We start from the raw sequence: 16,354 nt of genomic DNA, 5'->3' as shown, positions 1-16,354 counted from the left end.
CCACCGCCATGGTTGCGCCGACGTGAGCCGACGCCGGTCCTGGCCCCAGCTGTTCGCTCCGGTACCGGGAATGCGGCCCGCGGTGGTCGCCGGACTCGTCAACGCGGTGGCCGTCGGCTTGCCGCTGCCGGCCGGGATCGCGTTCCAGCATCCCGTGGCAGGAGCCTGGGTCTGCCTGGGCGCGTACGTCACGGCATTCACGAACAAGGGAGGCCCGCGACGAAGCCGGACCCTCGGGCTGGCGGTCGCCGCGGTGGTCAACGCGGCAGCCTTCGCGGTCGGGGAACCGGCCTTCGGGGTGTGGCCGCTGACCTTCGTCCTGTTCGCCGTGCTCGTGCTCATCGCATCCCTGGGGGACCGGCTCCATCCCTGGGCGGGCCGCCTCGGCACCATGCCCGCCACCGCCCTGCTGGCCGGAGCCGGGAACACGGCGCCCGATCAAGGTGCCGCCGCGGGTACGGCCCTGCTCGTCCTGTGCGGAGGCCTCTGGTACGCGGTCGCCACCGTCCTCCTCACCCCTGCACCGCGACTGGGCCCGGTCCTGCTCGCGCTCGCCGAGCCCTACCGTCTTACGGGACAACGCCTCGCCCGCATCGCGGCCGCGCGGCCCGCCGCACCGGAGGACCACGCGCAGGCGGTACAGGCGCAGGCCCGCGCGGCGGCAGCCGTCAAGGCCCTGCGCGGTCAGGGCGGCGACGAACACCTCGCCGCCCGGCTGGATCCGCTCCTCACCGGAGCCGCTGCCCTGGCCGACCAGACCGGTGCCCTGCACACCACCGGCTCACCGCCGCCCGCAGTGGCTTCCGCGTGCGCACGGGCCGCCACCGTCCTGTCCGCGCGACTCCTCCGGATCGGCGCCCTGCTCGCGCACGCGCCGACCGGCCCCGCGCCCGCGGCGTCGCCCCGGCAGGCCCTCGACCAGCTCGCTCGTGCCTGTGATCTCCTGCGCTCCCGGGCCGCCGCAGGCGCCGAACCGTACTCCGCCGTGGCGAGGGCGTCCAGGCAGCGCCGACTCCTCGTCCGTATCGCCCACGAGGCGGACAGGGCGCACGTGCGGGCCGCAGGACTGCCGGAATCGTTGCGCACCACCCGTGCCCATCCCGCGCCGCCTCCTCGGCGCGGCTTCGACCGGGCCGGCCTGCGCGCGGTGCTGAGCGCCGGCTCTCCCACGTCCAGGCACGCCCTGCGCGTGACCCTGGTGGCCTCAGCCGTGCTCGCCGCGGTCTCGGCCCTCGGCCTGCCGCACGGGGAGTGGGCCACCCTGGCCGTCTTGCGGGTGATGCGCCCCCGCTACGCCGACACGATGGAGCGGGCCGGGCAGCGCGTCGCCGGCAACCTGATCGGGGGTACCTGCGCCGCCCTCGCCATCGCCTGGATCCACGACCCGGATGTCCTCGCCGCCCTGCTCTTCGCCGTCATCACCGTCGGCTTCGCCCTGAGGCCCGTCAACTACGGCTTCTGGGTCGTCTTCGGCACCCCTCTGGTCCTGCTCATCGGCGACGTGTCAGATCCCGGCGACTGGCGATCCGCCCTGGAACGGATCGCCATGACGGTCCTGGGCAGCGCCGCCGCACTGCTGGGCGGTTACCTGCTGTGGCCCACCTGGGAGCGCGGCCGGCTCGCCGCCCGGAGCGCCGATGCGGCGGCCGCGGCCGCCGCGTACCTCGACGCGGGGCTCCGCCGCCTGCTGTCGGCCGGTTCGCCGGACGGGCTCGGGACCGCCCCGGAAGGGGCCGCACGAGCGAGGGCTGCAGCCGAGGAGGCCCTGGCGGCCGCTGCCGATGCCGAGCGGCGAGCCCGGCGCGAACCCCTACCCGACCGCGCTGCGGCGGACCGTGCCGCGACAGTCATCGCGACCCTGTACGGCCTGGTGGCGGACGTGACCGCGCTGGCATCCGTGACGGGCCCGGGACCGGCGGGGGCCCACGTCCCCGTGCTGCCCGTGTTCGCCGCGCACGCCGTGCCCGCGCTGACCGGTCCGGACGCGGACCGGCGTGCGAGGGACCTCGCCGTCCTGACGGGGGCCCTCGATGAGATGCGGATCCATCTGGAGGATCTGCACACACGGAGACAGGCCGAGCTGGCGGCCGGCCGGGAGGCCGAGGACACACCGGTCCGCAGGGCCATCCGTGAAGCGGGCCCCCTCGTCGAGCTCCTCGAGCGGATCGGCGTACGCGTGGGGCAACTGGCGCGGCTGCCCCGGTGAGCACGGCCGCCCGGCGCGCCCGACGGGCCGGACCGCGGTTACATGGACGTATGCGGATCGAGAGTCCTGCCTTCAGGGACGGCGGCTGGATCCCCGTCGAGTACACGGCCGACGGGCGCGAGTCCCAGGTTCCACTGGAATTCTCGGGAGTGCCGGACGGAGCCCTGAGCCTGGCGCTGGTCGTGCACGACCCCGACGTTCCCCGGGACCGCCGTCCCGACGGGAACTTCGACCACTGGGTGATGTGGAACATTCCGCCCGGTCAGCACCTGCTGACCGAGCAGGACGGCCCGGTCGGCGTCGTCGGCAGGACGACCCGGGGAACGAACACCTGGATCGGCCCGGCCCCTCCGCCCGGCGACCGTGCACACCGCTACGTCTTCACGCTCTACGCCCTGGACACGCTGCTCGACCTCTCCGACTCCGCGGGCCGGCCCGAGCTGGAGGCGGCCATCGGGGGGCACGTGCTCGAGCGCGCCCTACTTACGGGCCTTTTCCAGCGCGCGTGACCCCCGCGCCGCGGGTCCATCGGCGGCCGTGAGCGCCCTGGGCGACGCCGGACGCTGCCCACAAGGCTGACCTTGCGCCTGCTGTGCGGCACGGCGGCCGCACCGAGGTTCCTCCGTGCGGGGTGACCCACAGCTTCCCGGCGGACCGGAGCCGGCCTCGCGATATGTACGAGGTCGTGAGCGGCCCGGCAGACAGCAGGAGCGCACATGGAATTCCCGATGGATCTTCCCACCACGAACACGGGGGGCCACACGAACACGATCACGGGTGTGGACCCGGTGTTTGCAGCCCTACCTGGATGAGGACACCTGGGACGACCTGCAGAACCTGGTGGCCATGGAAGCCTCCGACCTCCTCTACTCCGGGGTGGCCGGTGCTCTCGCCGTGCACGCGTCCACCGCTGAGGCATCGATGCAGAAGATCCTGTCCGCCGCGGTCATGGCGCGCGTGATCCACAGCACCGCGGCCGTGCTCACCGAGGACTCCTGGAACGCGTTCGTCAGGCGGAGCTTCCCCGCGAAGTTCGTGGACTCCTCGCATTCTTCGGGCGCGTCCTCCGAGGACGAGCACACCTACGGATATCAGCGTTCCTCCGTCATGCCCATCGCGCAGCACACAGAGCCAGCGACGGGATTTCTCCATGCCACCGGGGCACGGGAAGTCTGGGAGAGACACTGCAGCAGGACTGCGGACTCCAGAACCTCGACCTCGAGCCCCGGGTGCTGGCAAGCGATGTCAGCCATGTGGACGCCGACATGTTCCGGGCAGTGATCTCGGGCGGGCGGCTCATGACCCATGACGGCAAGTACCCCATCCATACCGACGGGACACGGGTCCGTTACGTGATCGCGGTCGAGCACGGCGATCCGGTGATCTTCGTCGACCAGTACGTCAGCGCGCAGGACTCCGGGACCGCCGGTGGTGCGAGCGTCGTCAAGTACCGAGCACTGGACTCGCACGCCCAGATCGAGGGACAGATCGCCTGCGCCGGCGAGGTCGACGTCAACGCCGGAAAGGTGACCTACATCGACAATCAGAGCGGTACCTTCCAGCCCACGGGCCGTCACTTCGCAGCCATCCTGCACCTGGTGGCGCGGCTGCGGATCCTCTCGGAGAAGGCGGAGTTCGCCCAGTTCGTCGCCCGGCCGCAGAACGGGGACGTCGATCTGGGCGCCCTGCGCAAGCTGCTCAGCGACGAGGTGTGGAACCTGCTGCGCAAGTGAGCGCGCAGGCGCCCGCCGTTCTCACTGGCGGTGCTCCGCCGGTCGGGGTCAGGCCTCCAGCGGAGTGAGGACGTCGACCTGGAGATCGTTCGTGAACTGCTCGTAGGCGGCGAAGAAGCGCTGCGTGTGAGGCGTCTTCTGGTGGGCTTCGAACGCCTCCCGGTCCTGGTAGACCTCGTAGAACACCCGCACCAGCGGATCGTCGGCCACGGCATGGACCAGGTAGGTCAGCGTGCGGGGCTCCGACCGGCGGACTTCCGAGGCCAGTTCCACGGCCAGGGCGTCGAAACCGCGCACGGCGGCCTCCGACGTGAAGGTGAAGCGGGCGATCAGGCTGAACATTCTTCTCTCCGAGTGGATGATCCGGGGTGGGATGTGGTCTGGTGCCGCGATAGGAACGGTTCACGGTGACGCGGCGGCCGGCACGGCGCCCGGCCGTGTGGCCGGGCCGCGCTGGTACGTCCAGCATGAGGCCCGGTCCACCGCCGTGCGATGCACCGCACCGGGCGCTGCGACGACCCGGTGAACGGTTCCGCTCACGGCACTAGACGACGAGGACGGTCTTGCCGAGGACGCCGCCGGCCTCCGCGAAGCGGTGCGCCCGGGCCACGTCCCCGAGCGGGAAGGTGGCGGCCACGACGGGGCGCAGGGCGCCGGAGGCCGCGAGCGCGGCGATGTGGTGAAGGCCCACCGGATCCGGTTGCACGAGCATGAAACCGGCCCGGATCCCGCGCTCCGCGGCAGAGGCGACCACCGCGTCGTCCTCGGGCGACGACAGGGAGACGAGGACGCCGCAGTCCTTCAGCGTGCCGAGGGCACGGAAGGCCTCGGCACCGCCGTGCGGATCCAGGACGAAGTCGGCATCCCTGATCCGCGTGTGCACGTCGCCCCCGCCGAAGTCGATGACCTCCGCGGCTCCGAGGCCCCGCACGGCGGCGTGCTGGGCCGGCCGGGCCGTCGCGATCACATGGGCGCCGAGCGCCACGGCGAGCTGTACCGCCAGGTGTCCCACCCCGCCGGCCGCACCGTGGACGACCACGCGATCGCCCTTCCCGACGCTCCCCACGTCCACCAGAGCCTGCCGCGCGGTGAGCGCGGCCAGCGGCAGGGCAGCCGCCTCGACGTGGGTCAGACCGTCCGGCTTCGGCGCGAAGTGCCGGGCCGGTGCGGCGACGTACTGCGCGTAGGCCCCGGCCTGCGCGGGGAACAGAGGCATCCCGTACACCTCGTCACCCGGCGCGAAGAGCCGTACGCCCGGCCCGACCGCCTCGACCACGCCCGAGACGTCCCAGCCGAGGATGAACGGAGGCTCCCCCAGGAAGGCACCGGACTCCCGGGTCTTGCCGTCGATGGGGTTGATGCCCGCCGCGAGCACCCGGACGAGGACCTCGCCGAAACCGGGGCTGGGGCGGGGAGTCTCGATGACGCGGAGGACCTCCGGCCCACCGAGGCGGTCCTGGCTCACCGCCGTCATCGTGTGCTGCACAGTCACAGGGTTCCTCTCCGTCGATGCGCTCCTCCGGCGCCGAGGTGCAAGGCGGCGGACCGGAAAGGGACTGCTCCTGCCGCCTTGCACCTCGTACCGTCTCCCGGTCGGGGCGCGACCGGATGCGCCGGAGGACGGCCTCCTCAAGGTATGCAGAACGCCCTTGCCGGTCCTCCGCCCATCGGACCTCCCGATGTCCTAGTTCGGGTCCCCGGCCTTGCCGCGGGGGCCGCGCGGGTGAAACGGGAGACGACGGGGCTGCCGTTGCACGTGTCGCGGCCCCTCGGATGGTCCGATGATCACCTTCGTTCGGCCGTGCGCGGCGTTCTCCACGCAAGCGGTGGTCCCGTCGTGCGGCCCGATTGGTCCGCCCTCACCCACCATGAGGACAGATGTCACGCAAGACCAGATCCGGATGGACCGCCGCGGCCTTGTGCCTGCTGGTGGCGGGCGGTACCTCGGCCGCGGTACCCGCGTCCGCGACGGACGGCAGTCCGGTGCACGGAGTGGTGCGGGACCGTCCCGGATCCGCCAGGCCGGCCGACACGGTGACGCCCGGCAGCGCACCGCCCCTGCGGTTCGTGAGCTACAACATCTGCGGAAACAGCTGCGGTTCGGCTTCCTACGACAACCAGCGGCGCATCGACACGATCGTGGCCCAGGCGGCGGTCACCACCTGGAACGCCGACCAGATCTTCCTCCAGGAGGTGTGCCGGCCGCAGTACGACGCCGTCCTGGCACGGCTCCGCGGGCTCGGCTACCGCGGCTTGTTCAGCCGTACGGTGCTGGGCCGGCCCGGCATCTGCGGCAATGCCGACTACGGCAACGCCGTCTTCGTGAAGGGGGAGGTCCAGGAGAGCCTGGACCTCGACCTGACGGTCGGCGGGGAGAAGGAACCGATCCGGGTCCCCTGTCTGAAGAGCACCACCCAGTACCGCACCAACTGGGCCTGCTCGGTGCACCTGTACTGGGATGACGGAACACTGGCCGTCCCCGAGGCGGACCGGCTGGCGGCACGGGCGCGCAGCTGGGAGGACCAGGGCATCCCGGTGGTCCTGGGCGGGGACTTCAACCACTCGCCCCGCAGTTCCACGCTGACCCGGTTCTACGACCGGGCCATGGGCGACGGCGCGAGGGGCGACTTCGCCGAGGCCGACCAGTCCGACGCCGACTTCTTCGACCCGGCGGCCTGCACTCCCGGGGTGACCCCGGCCTGCCGCTCGGGAGAGGCCACGGTGCCCGGCCTCAACAAGAAGCTGGACTACCTCTTCCTCACCGCCGCGGACTTCAAGGATCCCGCGGCCGACGTCCGGCCCCGCGACACCCTGGTCTCCGACCACCGGATGCTGCGGGGTGCGGCGGCCTGGGCCGACTGCGGGCGGCTCGACGCGGGCCGGGCCGCCTTCTTCCGCCGCGACGCCGCCGGAGCCCTGTTCCGCATCACGGGGAACGGCGCCGGGACCTTCGCCGACGCGTGCAAGGTGGGGACGGGCTGGCAGATCATGCGGCACGTCGTGCGCCCGCCGCAGACCGACGTGCTTCTCGGCGTCGACGCGGCCGGGGACCTGTGGCGCTACCCGGCCGACGCCGCCGGCAGCTACTCGGGCAGCACGCGGACCCGGGTGGGCGGCGGTTGGCAGGGCTATGACGCGGTGCTCGCCCCGGGCGACATCACCGGAGACGGCTTCTCCGACCTCCTCGGCCGTGACGCCGCGGGCGCCCTGTGGCTCCATGCCGGCAGGGCGGACGGGACCACGTACGCCGCACGGGTGCGCACCGGCACCGGATGGCAGACGTACAGCGCGCTGGTGGCGCCCGGGGACTTCTCGGGCGACGGACTGCCGGACCTCCTGGCCCGCGACCGCTCCGGGGTGCTGTGGCTGTTCCGCGGGGACGGCAGGGGCGGCTTCGGACCGCGCACCAGGGCGGGCAGCGGCTGGAACATCTACAACGCACTGACGGCACCCGGAGATGTCGACGGGGACGGGCGGAGCGACCTCTTGGCCCGCGACGGGTCGGGGGTGCTCTGGTCGTACCGGGGTGACGGCGCAGGCTCGTATCGTCCACGGGTCAGGGTCGGTGCCGGATACCCGGCAGGCGAACTGCTGCTGTGACGTCCCGGACCGGCCGGCCGCGTGCGTCACACCCGGTACCGGGCCGAGGACGACGAGCGCGGCCGCCGTCGCGACAAGGGCCTCGTACGAGCTGTTCTCCGCCCCTCTCCGGGGAGGGGCGGAGGGCGTGTCAGGCCGTGGAGGACGTGAGAGTGGCGTAGTCCACCAGGTTGGCGAGGTAGCCGCTGCCTGCCGGGCCCGCTGGGCGGGTGCAGGTGACCAGCCGCAGCTGCGGCGTGTTCGTGGGCCCGTAGACGTCCTGCGCCGGGAAGTCGGCCTTCTCGTACTCGGCGGTCTTGGTCACGGTGAACACGGCGGTGCTGCCGTCGGCCCGGACGACTTTGATCTCCGACCCGGGGTGGAGTTCGCCGAGGCGGTAGAAGACGCCGTTGCCGAACTTGCCGACCGTGAGGTGACCGAGCATCACGCTGCCCCCGTTCTCACCCGGAGTGGGGGAGTGGCGGTACCAGCCCACGGGGGACTGCTTGGCGATCGGCGGCACCTGGACGGTTCCGTTGGCAGCCAGCCCGAGCGGGACGACCGGGCTGTCCACGCCGATGGACGGGATCTCGATCCGCTCCGGGGCGGACGCGCCCATGGGGGGCGCCGCGGCGACCTGGTCCGTCGCCGCCGAGGGAGCGGAGTCGGGTATGAGGTAGTGGGTCACCGCTATCGCGGACAGGAAGAGCAGCACCAGGACCAGGCCGGCACCCGCCCACATCCACAGGGTGCGCCGCCGGTTGCGCCCCGGGCGGCTGGCGCCGTCACCCGGGTAGGGCGACGGCGGCAGCCGGTAGGTGCTCATCGCTTGTGCACCCGCAGCCAGCGGCGGTGGCCGTAGAATCCGGCTCCGCCGAGCACTGCGGCGATGCCGAGGGCCTCACCGGCTTGGGTGAGCGGGCTCTGCCCGCTCGCCGCCACGACACCGGTGTCCGGTGCGCCCTTGGGAATGTGGGAATCGGCCGGGGGGGCTGGCTGGACCGGCTGGACCGGCTTGACCGGCGGGGCCGGCGGGGCCGGCGGGGCCGGCTGGACCCAGATCTGCGTCGTGATCGGCTCCCCGCCGGTGCACGCAACGCTGAGGTCGTAGAACTTGCGTTCCAGCTTGGACTTGATCACCGCGTTGGCGGTGAACTTGATTCCGGGCGATCCGGCTGACATGCCGGGTGCCGGGCCGAGCTGGGCCATTCCGTTCTCGAAGGCTGGGGACGTGATGGCGTTGTCGGCGATGGCCGTGGCGTCGGAGGGGCACATGCCCGTGATGGTGACCTCGCCGGGGCTCAGGAGGGGAGCCCTGTCGGCCGGTACGTTCTCGGGCGGGTCGGTCACCTGGATGTTCACATACCCGGGTACGACGGTGGCGGGTGGGGCGGTCGGCGTCGGCGTCGGCGTCGGGGTCGGCGTCGGGGTCGGCGTCGGCGTCGGCGTCGGGGTCGGCGTCGGTGTCGGCGTCGGCGACGGCTCGACGACGGCGTGCTGGACGGACGGTGCGGCGAACGCCGGTGCGGTGCCGCCGACTGCCAGAGCCGCCGCTCCGACGGCTGTGACGGCGATACCCGTCACCAGGATGGACTTCATGCCCGGTCTCCTCTTCTGAGTGCGTGTGCGCTTCACCGGCCGTGGCCGCTCCACTGGGCGGAAGACGGTCGGGAACGCCAGTCCCACTCTCGTCCGCGGGCCACTGCCCGGGCATGGGCCGATCGGTGGACCGGCCGGGGGATCCCGTGCTCGGGGCCCTCGTCGCGGCGCCCGTCGGGTGGGACGGCGGGCGTCACACGGAACGGCGGACCGGTGCTTCCCGGAGCAGGTCGCCGACGCCCAGCACACGACCGCTCATGGTGCCGATGAGCTCCAGAGCGGCGGCGTGGCGGCCGGCCGTGTAGTCGGCGGTGGCGTCGAAGGGGACGAACGCGCGGACGTCCCGGCCGATGGCGTCCACGCTCGTGGCCAGGATTCCGTGACTGGCGTAGACGCCGACGATCACCAGCTGGTCGCGGCCCCGGCGCCGCAGCTCCGTCTCCAGGTCACTGGCATGGAAAGCGCTGTAGCTGCGTTTGGCGATGCGGGTGACGTCCGCGGCGGCCAGTCGGGGCAGGGTGGTCGCGGCGGCCTGTTCCGGGAGGAGACCGATGCCCCAGCAGGAGCCGAGGAGGCCCCGCTGGGCCGGCTCCGCGGCCGCCCGGGGGCCGCTGGCCAGGAGGGGCACGCCCCAGGCGTCGGCCCAGTCCACGACGCGTTGCACCCGTTCGAGGAGCCGTCGGCGGGACCGCGGGGAGAGCACGTCGACGTACGGGGGCTGCATGTCGTGCACGAGCAGCGCCGACCGCGCGGGATCGATGGCCCAGGAGGGCCCGCCGCGCGGGCACGGCAGGCGGGTGACGTCGTAGTCCTCCGCCCGCAGGGAGAAGCCCCTCCCCGGGCTGAGGCTGCCGTCGCCCCCGGGTGCGGCGCGGGCCGCGGTGGCCGGGCGGGGAGGGGGCTGCTTCGGGGGCGCTGCCATACGGGGAGCGTTCATGACGTCGATGGTCGCCCGCGTCGCGTGGCCCGGTCACGGCCCTGTCGGTGGATGTGGGGGGAGGACGGCCGCCCCATCGGGTCGCACGCCCGGCGGACGATCGGATGAGGGGAATGCGGCCGTGTCACCGCCCGGGTCCAGGCGGTGACACGGAAGCGCCCCCGTGCCACGGCGGACGGTGGCACGGGGACGCGAACGCACGGAGACGCGAACGGCCGTGGGAACGGCCGCGCGAACGGTCCCGGCGCGGGTGCTTCAGGCCCCGGGGCGCCGGAAGCCGACCGCCATCCGGGCCGCCTCGTCGACCTCGGCGACGCTGAGCAGCGGCACGGCCTTGGAGACGACGGCGCCGGAGGAACGGGCGGTCATGGCGAGGGCGGCCATGGTGATCTGGTTCGGCACGTCGACCAGGCAGTACAGGTCGTCCTGCCCCAGGGCGAAGTACATGGCGTCCAGGGTGCCGCCGACGGAGGCGAGGGATTCCTCCACGGCCTGCTGCCGGCCAGAGCCGCCCTCGGCCAGCAGGCCCTTGAGGCCCTCGCTCGTGTACGTGATGTGGATGAGGTACTTGGGCATGGGGACTCCCGTTGCATTGTCGATGGGACCGGCAGCCGTGGCCGGCTCGGGACACAGGGGCCCACCGGCGGTGCCGACAGCTGCGCCCGGGGCCGCCATGGCACGGCCGGGGCGGTGGGGCTGCCGACGATCGCGCCGGACCCCGGCAGGGGCCGGGGTCCCGAGAGCCGTCTCAACTGCTCCGCACGATGCGGGTTCTGTTGCCTGTGGGGGCGCCCGACTTGGGGACTGTTCCGTACGGGTCTACTCGCAGACTGGTTACTGCCGGGTCTTCTCACCCCGGAGAGCGGTTGCCGTAGCGGCCGTGCATGCTCCTCATGTCACGGGACGGTCCTGATGTCGAGTCGCCTGACCTGTCGTCCTTCACCGGCTGGCGTGTACCGGCAATGACAACACTAGGTGCGGCAGCAGGCGTCCGGCAGGCCCCGGTCGGCCGAGGCGCCGGAGGGCGGAGCGGTCCCCGGGTCGGCCCCCGCAGCGGTACCCCGGGACCACCGGTCGGGGGAGGCGGCACTGATCGCCCGGAGGGCAGGCTCACGGGAACACCCAAGCGAACGGAGCAATCCCTTGTACACCCCCATCGAGCGCAGCACGACCAGGCAGGCCTTCGGCCGAGCCCTCTTCGAGACGCTCGCCTTCTCGGGCCGGTGGATTCCCGAGGCCTCGGCCCCGCTGCCCCCGGCCGGGCCGCGCACCTCCCCACCCGGTCCCGGGGGACAGGAGCGGGACGGCCGCGGCTACCAGCGCCAGCGGACCTCGGGCCGATAGGGGCTGCAGGCCCGCATGCCCAGGCGGGGGCCCAGTGCCGCCAGGTCGTCCTGGTGGAGGCAGAGGGTGCCCGATCCGATCCTCCCGTCGGCGTCGCTCCACCAGATCTGACGGCCGGACCCGTCGCAGGGGGAGACGGTGACCGTGGCGCCGGCGGTGAGGCAGGCACCGGTCGGGGCCGACCTGACGGCGCCGTCCAGGAACACCCACTGCTGGGCCGGACCGTCGTCGCAGTCGGCTGTCATGACCGAGCCGGCCGCCGCCCGGCGGCCGCTGCGCGCGAGACAGCGCTCGACGACGGCCCTGGCCCCCGTACGGCTGATCGCGGACAAGATCTCTCCGGGTCGGGGCCCGCGGTGCAGCCTGCGGTGCTCCCTTTCCGTCCACTGCCGGAAGGTCTGGCTGAGGGTGACCCGGGGCGGACACGGGCCCGCCGTGCAGCCCGCGTAGCCGGCGTAGACGTCGTACACGGCCAGCTTGTCCCGCCGCTGTTCCGGCGTCAGGTTGCCGGGAAGGAGCGGCAGGCCGTAGCCGACGTACGGTGTGGCATCCAACCGCGGCGTGGTGCGGAAGGCCGCGCGCCTGAAGTACCGTCCGGCCATCTCGTGATCGCTGTGGTCCGCCGGATTCGGCGGACCGACCCCGAAAGTGGCGCTGTCGAAATCGAGCGTCAGCACGCGCTCCGCCTTCCGCTCCGCGATCACCCCGGCGAGTACGGAGACCAGCTCCTCGCCGGTGAAGGATGCGCTGCCGTCCACCGGACCCATCGCCGGAATCAGGCCACGGAACAGCTTGAGCAGGCTCTGCTGCGCGTGGCGCGGGCTGCCTGTCCCCTTCGGGAAACCGTCGGGCAGCCGCAGGAAGACCAGCCGTACGTCCGGACGCCCAGCCAGTACGTAGGACACGAGGGTGCGTCCCCGCACGGGGAGGTCCACCCGCATCCACCGGTCCGGGACCCCCGCCATCCTCGCGTATGCCGCCCGCAGGCCCTGCTCCCTGCGCCGCACGTACGAGTCCGCGGTGAACGACAGCCCGGCGTCGCCGGCCGTCAGGTAGACCGTGCCGGCGAAACACCGGGCGCGTACCAGCCGCTGGATCTCCGGGTTGATGAAGAGCAGGTCGTCGTCCTGGTGGGCCACGCCGATCAGGGTGCGCCGGCACCCGCCTTCCGGTTCCGCGCCCCGGAGGATTGCGGTGGGCTGCACGCCACGGGCCTGGACGGCGCCCGTGTACGGCAGCGGAGGGATCCCGCCGACGACCAGGGCGAGCGCCGCGAGAGCCGTGCGCCGCCGATTTCCGGGAGCCCGGCGCACCGAGGCGGCAATCGCCCCGGGTCCCGCCGACCCACCGCTGCCCTGAGGTCGGGACCCCACTGAGCCCCCTTCGGCCGGTCGGCGCTCAACGTGCGACACGGCACCGGGCGTTCCCGGTGCGTGCGCTCGATGCTACGAGCGGGTCCGGACCGGCCGCGACACGGGCGGGCCGTCCGGAGGACGCCCGCCGGGGCCGGACGCCGCGCTATCCGAGCGGCGGAGTGGGGAGCGGGTCTCCCTGTCGTGCGCTGAGCGCCATGACCACCAGGGCGCCCGTCCAGCCGAGCGGTGCCACAGACGACGGGTTCCCCGCACCGTTGACGGTCTCGTGGAACTCACCGAGACCGTTGCGCTTGGAGAGCAGCCAGCCCAGCACCGCGTCAGCCCGCGACCGGTCGCCCAGATGCGCCCAGGCCAGCGCGAAGAAGCTGGTGCTGGGGGTCCACGCGTAGGAACCCCACGGGGCGCCGGGGTCGTTGCCCGGGGTCAGGCCACCGTTGGGCTGGAGCAGGGCCCTGTACGTGGAGACCAGCGCGGCGGGCAGGTCGGCAGGGGCCCGGTTGAAGGGCGGCGCCATGAACGCTGCCGCGCTGTCCCGGCCGTGCCGGCCGTCGACGGTCCGCTGGTACCCCAGGGGTGCGAAGTACCGGGCGATGCCCGCGGAGAGCCGTCCGGCCGCCTCGGACCACCTCACCCGGTCGGCCTCCATCCCGCGCCTGCCGGCGAGGTCGGCGGCCGCGTTCAGCCCGGCGAGGAGCGGCGCTGCGGTGCCGATGTTGGTCGTACTCGTCGACAGCTCCCAGTAGTCCGGGGACGCGGGCGGAAGCCCGTTGGAGCCCAGGGACCGGGCGGCGTGGTCGGCCGCCTTGCGCACCATCGGGTAGAGGGCGCTGAGCCGGGAGTCCCGCTCCGTGGCCGGCGCCGCCCGGTACCACTGCCAGGTCGCCCACGGGACCCAGCCGTTGGCGTCGAGCTGCCAGGCACGTCCGTCCGGTGGACCGCTGCCGTCCAGCTTGGTCCGTGCGTCCCAGGTCCCGTCGGCCCGCTGCGTGCGGGCGTCGTACTGCAGGATGCGGTACGCCTCCTCCTCGTGGCCGGTGGCCGCGAACGCGGCCGAGACGAAGGCGCCGTCCCGGGGCCAGGAGTTCTGCCACGCCGGTGACCACGCGGCGGCACTGGCGCCGTTGGGCTGAAGCAGCGCACGCATCGACAGGAGCGACCGGCGTGCGGCGGCGCGCTGGGCGTCCGTCGTACCCGGGATCGTGCCTCCGGCCAGCCAGCGCTCGCTCGCGTCGATCTGGGCGAGCGCGCCGGGATCGTTCGCGGGTACCACGACGGACGTCCTGGCTCCGGCGGGCACGTACCGCCAGCGCCCCGAGGGCAGGCGAAGGACGTTGCTGTTACCCACGTAGGCGGCGCCGACGGCGAAGGTGGGCAGCACCGCCTCCGTTGCGGTGCCGTTGCCGAGCAGCCCCGAGGTGCGCGCCGCGAGTGCCGTGGAGGGGACGTAGCACTGGTCCGCCTCGCCGCACCGCTCGCTGCCCGTGGGCTCCGCGTAGAACGCCAGCCGCTTCTCGTCGGCGTGCCAGCCGCCCCAGTAGGACCGGTCGTAGTTCCAGCTGGTCAGGGAGTTCGGCACGGCAGAAGTCGTTCCGTGCCAGGCGATCGGCTTGTTCTCCGTCGTCGTTGCCTGGAGGTGCAGGTAGTAGGTGGTACCGGGCGTGACGTCGACGTTCACGGGGAACTCGATCCAGCCGGCTCCGGCCCCGCCGAGCGAGGCCAGACTGATCGTCCGGTTGGCGATGGATGACGCGCCGTCAGTCCTGATCCTGCGGATCTGCGCCGTGATCTGGCCGGTCGCCGCCCCACTGGCCACGAAGGCGCTGACGCGGGTGAGGTGACTCTTCGACGTGGTGAACTGCTGCGCGGCCGCGTTGTTCGTCGCCTTGATGCTGAACAGGGCGGTGCCGCGCAGGGACTGTCCGTCGTAGGGCGTGGCGGCAACGGCTGCGGGGGCCGCCACGCCCATCAGTGAAAGGGCGAGTACGGGGGCCAGAGCGCAGGTCATCGGGACGGTCAATGGGCACGACCTTTCGTGGCTGTCCGGTGCGGCAGCGATGGCCGCTCCGAAAGCCTGCCCCGCGTGATCCTCCTCCGAGCGCGACACGTAAGGGCACTAGCCCGGTCAGGTGGGTGTTCCGCGGCCAATGGGCCGATCCACGCACCGGTTCGCCCCTCGAAGGGTGCCATCGTGCTGGCAGAACCCCGGCTCACCGAATCCAGATTCCCGTGGACGTCCCCCTGACTGACGACCCGTCGTGCCGAACCCCGCACCGCGCCCGGCGGCGGAGCACCTCGCCGTGCTGGAGGCGCACCGGCCGCGGGTGGCGACCCGCCGGCCGCTCCGCCGCGCCGGCACGATCGGTGCCGGCGGGGCGGGACGGCGTGGAGCGTCCGGGGAGGGGTGGGACCGGACCGCTCGCGAGGTCGCCGGGTCGGTGGTGTTCGACGCGGCAGTGCAGGACGCCCCTCTTCCGGCAGCGGGGAGAGGGGCCCGGCCTTCGCGGACGGGAGTCCCCGAAGGCCGGGCGAAGATCACGGTAGGCGCTGGCGGGTGCGGCGGGAACGTCACGGCCGCGATCCCGTCCCGGAGACGACCCCGACCCCGCCGAACGGCCCGGCCCGTGGCTCCGTACGGACCTCCACCGGACGGCCGGACAGCGGTCCGCCGATCGGGCCGACCTCGCGGGAGGACCCCATCGGGCGCACGAACCCGCCTACGGTGGGGGTGCCGGCAAGGCCCGGTACGGCGGGGCGCGAACGATCGCGCTCGGCCCGCACGAACGGCAGGCGGCCCGCGCCCTTGTACCCGTGGGGGGTAGCGGGCGGGGCCGCCTGCCTCCGGCCGTCCTGCTCAGGGTCCCGCGACGTGCCAGGGGCCGCCTGCCGCGTCGGCCTGTGCGGACGCGTCCAGGCCGCCGAGGACGAAGGCGACCAGGTAGTCGGTGTCCTCCCGGGTCGCCGCGGTCCCCGCCCGCAGGTGCTGGTGCAGGGCGGCGACGGCCAGCAGGTAGACCGTCCGCGCGTCGCGGGCGGCATGGGCGCGCGGCGGCGTCCTCCGGGCCGCATCGGCGATCAGGGCCTCGGCCAGGGGCTCGATCATGGCCTGTTCGGAGGCGCTCTGTTCCTCGGGGAACCGGGCGGCGAGCCTGTCTGCATGTGCCAGGAACGGCCGCGTCCGTGCCGCACTGCGGTGATCGTCCGCCTGCGCCAGCACCCCTTCCACCCAGGCCCGCACGGCCTCCGCCGGTGTCTGCGCGCGGGCCATCCGCCGGCGGAGGTGGGCCGTCATCCGCCGGCGCCCGTCGTCCAGCATCGCGATGAACAGGTCGTCCTTGGAGCGGAAGTAGCGGTAGAAGGCCTGGTTGGACATACCGGCCTCGCGCAGCAGGTCCCGCATGGTGAGGTCGAGGGCGCCGGTCCGTTCGACGACCGTGTACGCGGCCTCCACCAGGCGGCGCACGTCCCGCGCCGAGGCCCGGCTGCGTTCGGCCAGGGACCGGTCCACGGCCCGCGCCGCCAACCCCTCCACGTCCGCGCTGTCCGTCATGGTGTCCTCCGCAACTCGTCTTTCCTCAGACGA

15 protein-coding genes are annotated in these 16,354 nt (G+C 73.1%); 6 read left to right on the top strand and 9 right to left on the bottom strand.

What is annotated here, in order from left to right; all coding sequences use genetic code 11:
* The first annotated feature begins 22 nt into the window (after positions 1 to 22).
* The 4 genes from OG435_RS34190 (at position 23) to OG435_RS34175 (ending at position 3,939) form a co-directional block, all read left to right on the top strand.
* Complete coding sequence (locus OG435_RS34190; RefSeq protein ID WP_266882827.1) at positions 23 to 2,206, top strand: FUSC family protein; 2,184 nt, start codon at positions 23 to 25, stop codon at positions 2,204 to 2,206.
* A 50-nt stretch (positions 2,207 to 2,256) separates the two neighbouring features.
* Positions 2,257 to 2,715 carry a YbhB/YbcL family Raf kinase inhibitor-like protein gene (locus OG435_RS34185; RefSeq protein ID WP_266882825.1) on the top strand — a complete coding sequence of 153 codons (459 nt, stop codon included), beginning with the start codon at positions 2,257 to 2,259 and terminating at the stop codon, positions 2,713 to 2,715.
* A gap of 283 nt (positions 2,716 to 2,998) precedes the next feature.
* Positions 2,999 to 3,487 (top strand): hypothetical protein, encoded by a 489-nt coding sequence (locus OG435_RS34180; RefSeq protein WP_266882823.1) that lies wholly within the window; start codon positions 2,999 to 3,001, stop codon positions 3,485 to 3,487.
* Positions 3,472 to 3,939 carry a hypothetical protein gene (locus OG435_RS34175; protein WP_266882821.1) on the top strand — a complete coding sequence of 156 codons (468 nt, stop codon included), beginning with the start codon at positions 3,472 to 3,474 and terminating at the stop codon, positions 3,937 to 3,939. Before OG435_RS34180 ends, OG435_RS34175 begins: the two co-directional genes overlap by 16 nt.
* 48 nt (positions 3,940 to 3,987) lie before the next feature.
* Here the strand turns inward: OG435_RS34175 and OG435_RS34170 are convergent, their stop codons facing one another.
* Positions 3,988 to 4,281, bottom strand: coding sequence for a putative quinol monooxygenase (locus OG435_RS34170; RefSeq protein ID WP_266882819.1), 294 nt, complete (start codon positions 4,279 to 4,281; stop codon positions 3,988 to 3,990).
* 202 nt (positions 4,282 to 4,483) lie between these two features.
* Positions 4,484 to 5,431 carry an NADP-dependent oxidoreductase gene (locus OG435_RS34165; RefSeq protein WP_323187969.1) on the bottom strand — a complete coding sequence of 316 codons (948 nt, stop codon included), beginning with the start codon at positions 5,429 to 5,431 and terminating at the stop codon, positions 4,484 to 4,486.
* 386 nt (positions 5,432 to 5,817) lie between these two features.
* Here OG435_RS34165 and OG435_RS34160 point away from each other — a divergent pair, with 386 nt between their 5' ends.
* The gene (locus OG435_RS34160; protein ID WP_266882817.1) at positions 5,818 to 7,539 is read left to right on the top strand and encodes an FG-GAP-like repeat-containing protein; all 1,722 of its coding nucleotides are present in this window, start codon (positions 5,818 to 5,820) and stop codon (positions 7,537 to 7,539) included.
* Between the two features lie 130 nt (positions 7,540 to 7,669).
* On the opposite strand, the gene OG435_RS34155 is transcribed toward OG435_RS34160, so the two are convergent.
* From OG435_RS34155 to OG435_RS34140, 4 genes are all read right to left on the bottom strand, one after another.
* The gene (locus OG435_RS34155) at positions 7,670 to 8,344 is read right to left on the bottom strand and encodes a class F sortase (RefSeq protein ID WP_266882815.1); all 675 of its coding nucleotides are present in this window, start codon (positions 8,342 to 8,344) and stop codon (positions 7,670 to 7,672) included.
* Positions 8,341 to 9,117, bottom strand: a complete 777-nt coding sequence (locus OG435_RS34150; protein WP_266882813.1) for a hypothetical protein — start codon at positions 9,115 to 9,117, stop codon at positions 8,341 to 8,343. The genes OG435_RS34155 and OG435_RS34150 overlap by 4 nt, the downstream gene beginning before the upstream one ends.
* 193 nt (positions 9,118 to 9,310) lie before the next feature.
* Entirely contained in the window at positions 9,311 to 10,054 is a 744-nt protein-coding gene (locus tag OG435_RS34145) for an isochorismatase family protein (protein ID WP_266882811.1), read from the bottom strand.
* Between the two features lie 255 nt (positions 10,055 to 10,309).
* Positions 10,310 to 10,630 carry a GYD domain-containing protein gene (locus OG435_RS34140; RefSeq protein ID WP_266882809.1) on the bottom strand — a complete coding sequence of 107 codons (321 nt, stop codon included), beginning with the start codon at positions 10,628 to 10,630 and terminating at the stop codon, positions 10,310 to 10,312.
* A gap of 567 nt (positions 10,631 to 11,197) precedes the next feature.
* On the opposite strand from OG435_RS34140, the gene OG435_RS34135 reads away from it, so the two are divergent.
* Positions 11,198 to 11,398: a hypothetical protein gene (locus OG435_RS34135; RefSeq protein WP_266882807.1), complete on the top strand. Its 201-nt coding sequence runs from the start codon at positions 11,198 to 11,200 to the stop codon at positions 11,396 to 11,398.
* Here OG435_RS34135 and OG435_RS34130 read toward each other — a convergent pair.
* The 3 genes from OG435_RS34130 to OG435_RS34120 all read right to left on the bottom strand — a co-directional run bounded on the left by OG435_RS34130 (position 11,368) and on the right by OG435_RS34120 (position 16,321).
* Positions 11,368 to 12,771 (bottom strand): PIG-L family deacetylase, encoded by a 1,404-nt coding sequence (locus OG435_RS34130; protein WP_266882805.1) that lies wholly within the window; start codon positions 12,769 to 12,771, stop codon positions 11,368 to 11,370. The genes OG435_RS34135 and OG435_RS34130 overlap by 31 nt on opposite strands.
* 145 nt (positions 12,772 to 12,916) lie before the next feature.
* The gene (locus OG435_RS34125; protein ID WP_266882803.1) at positions 12,917 to 14,779 is read right to left on the bottom strand and encodes a hypothetical protein; all 1,863 of its coding nucleotides are present in this window, start codon (positions 14,777 to 14,779) and stop codon (positions 12,917 to 12,919) included.
* An 846-nt stretch (positions 14,780 to 15,625) separates the two neighbouring features.
* Entirely contained in the window at positions 15,626 to 16,321 is a 696-nt protein-coding gene (locus OG435_RS34120) for a TetR/AcrR family transcriptional regulator (RefSeq protein WP_266882801.1), read from the bottom strand.
* Positions 16,322 to 16,354: the final 33 nt, after the last annotated feature.

The sequence above is a fragment of the Streptomyces sp. NBC_01264 genome (assembly GCF_026340675.1).
Taxonomy (GTDB): Bacteria; Actinomycetota; Actinomycetes; order Streptomycetales; family Streptomycetaceae; genus Streptomyces.
The sequence above is the reverse complement of the archived record's forward strand: the minus strand, read 5'-3'. Positions and strand labels throughout refer to the sequence as shown.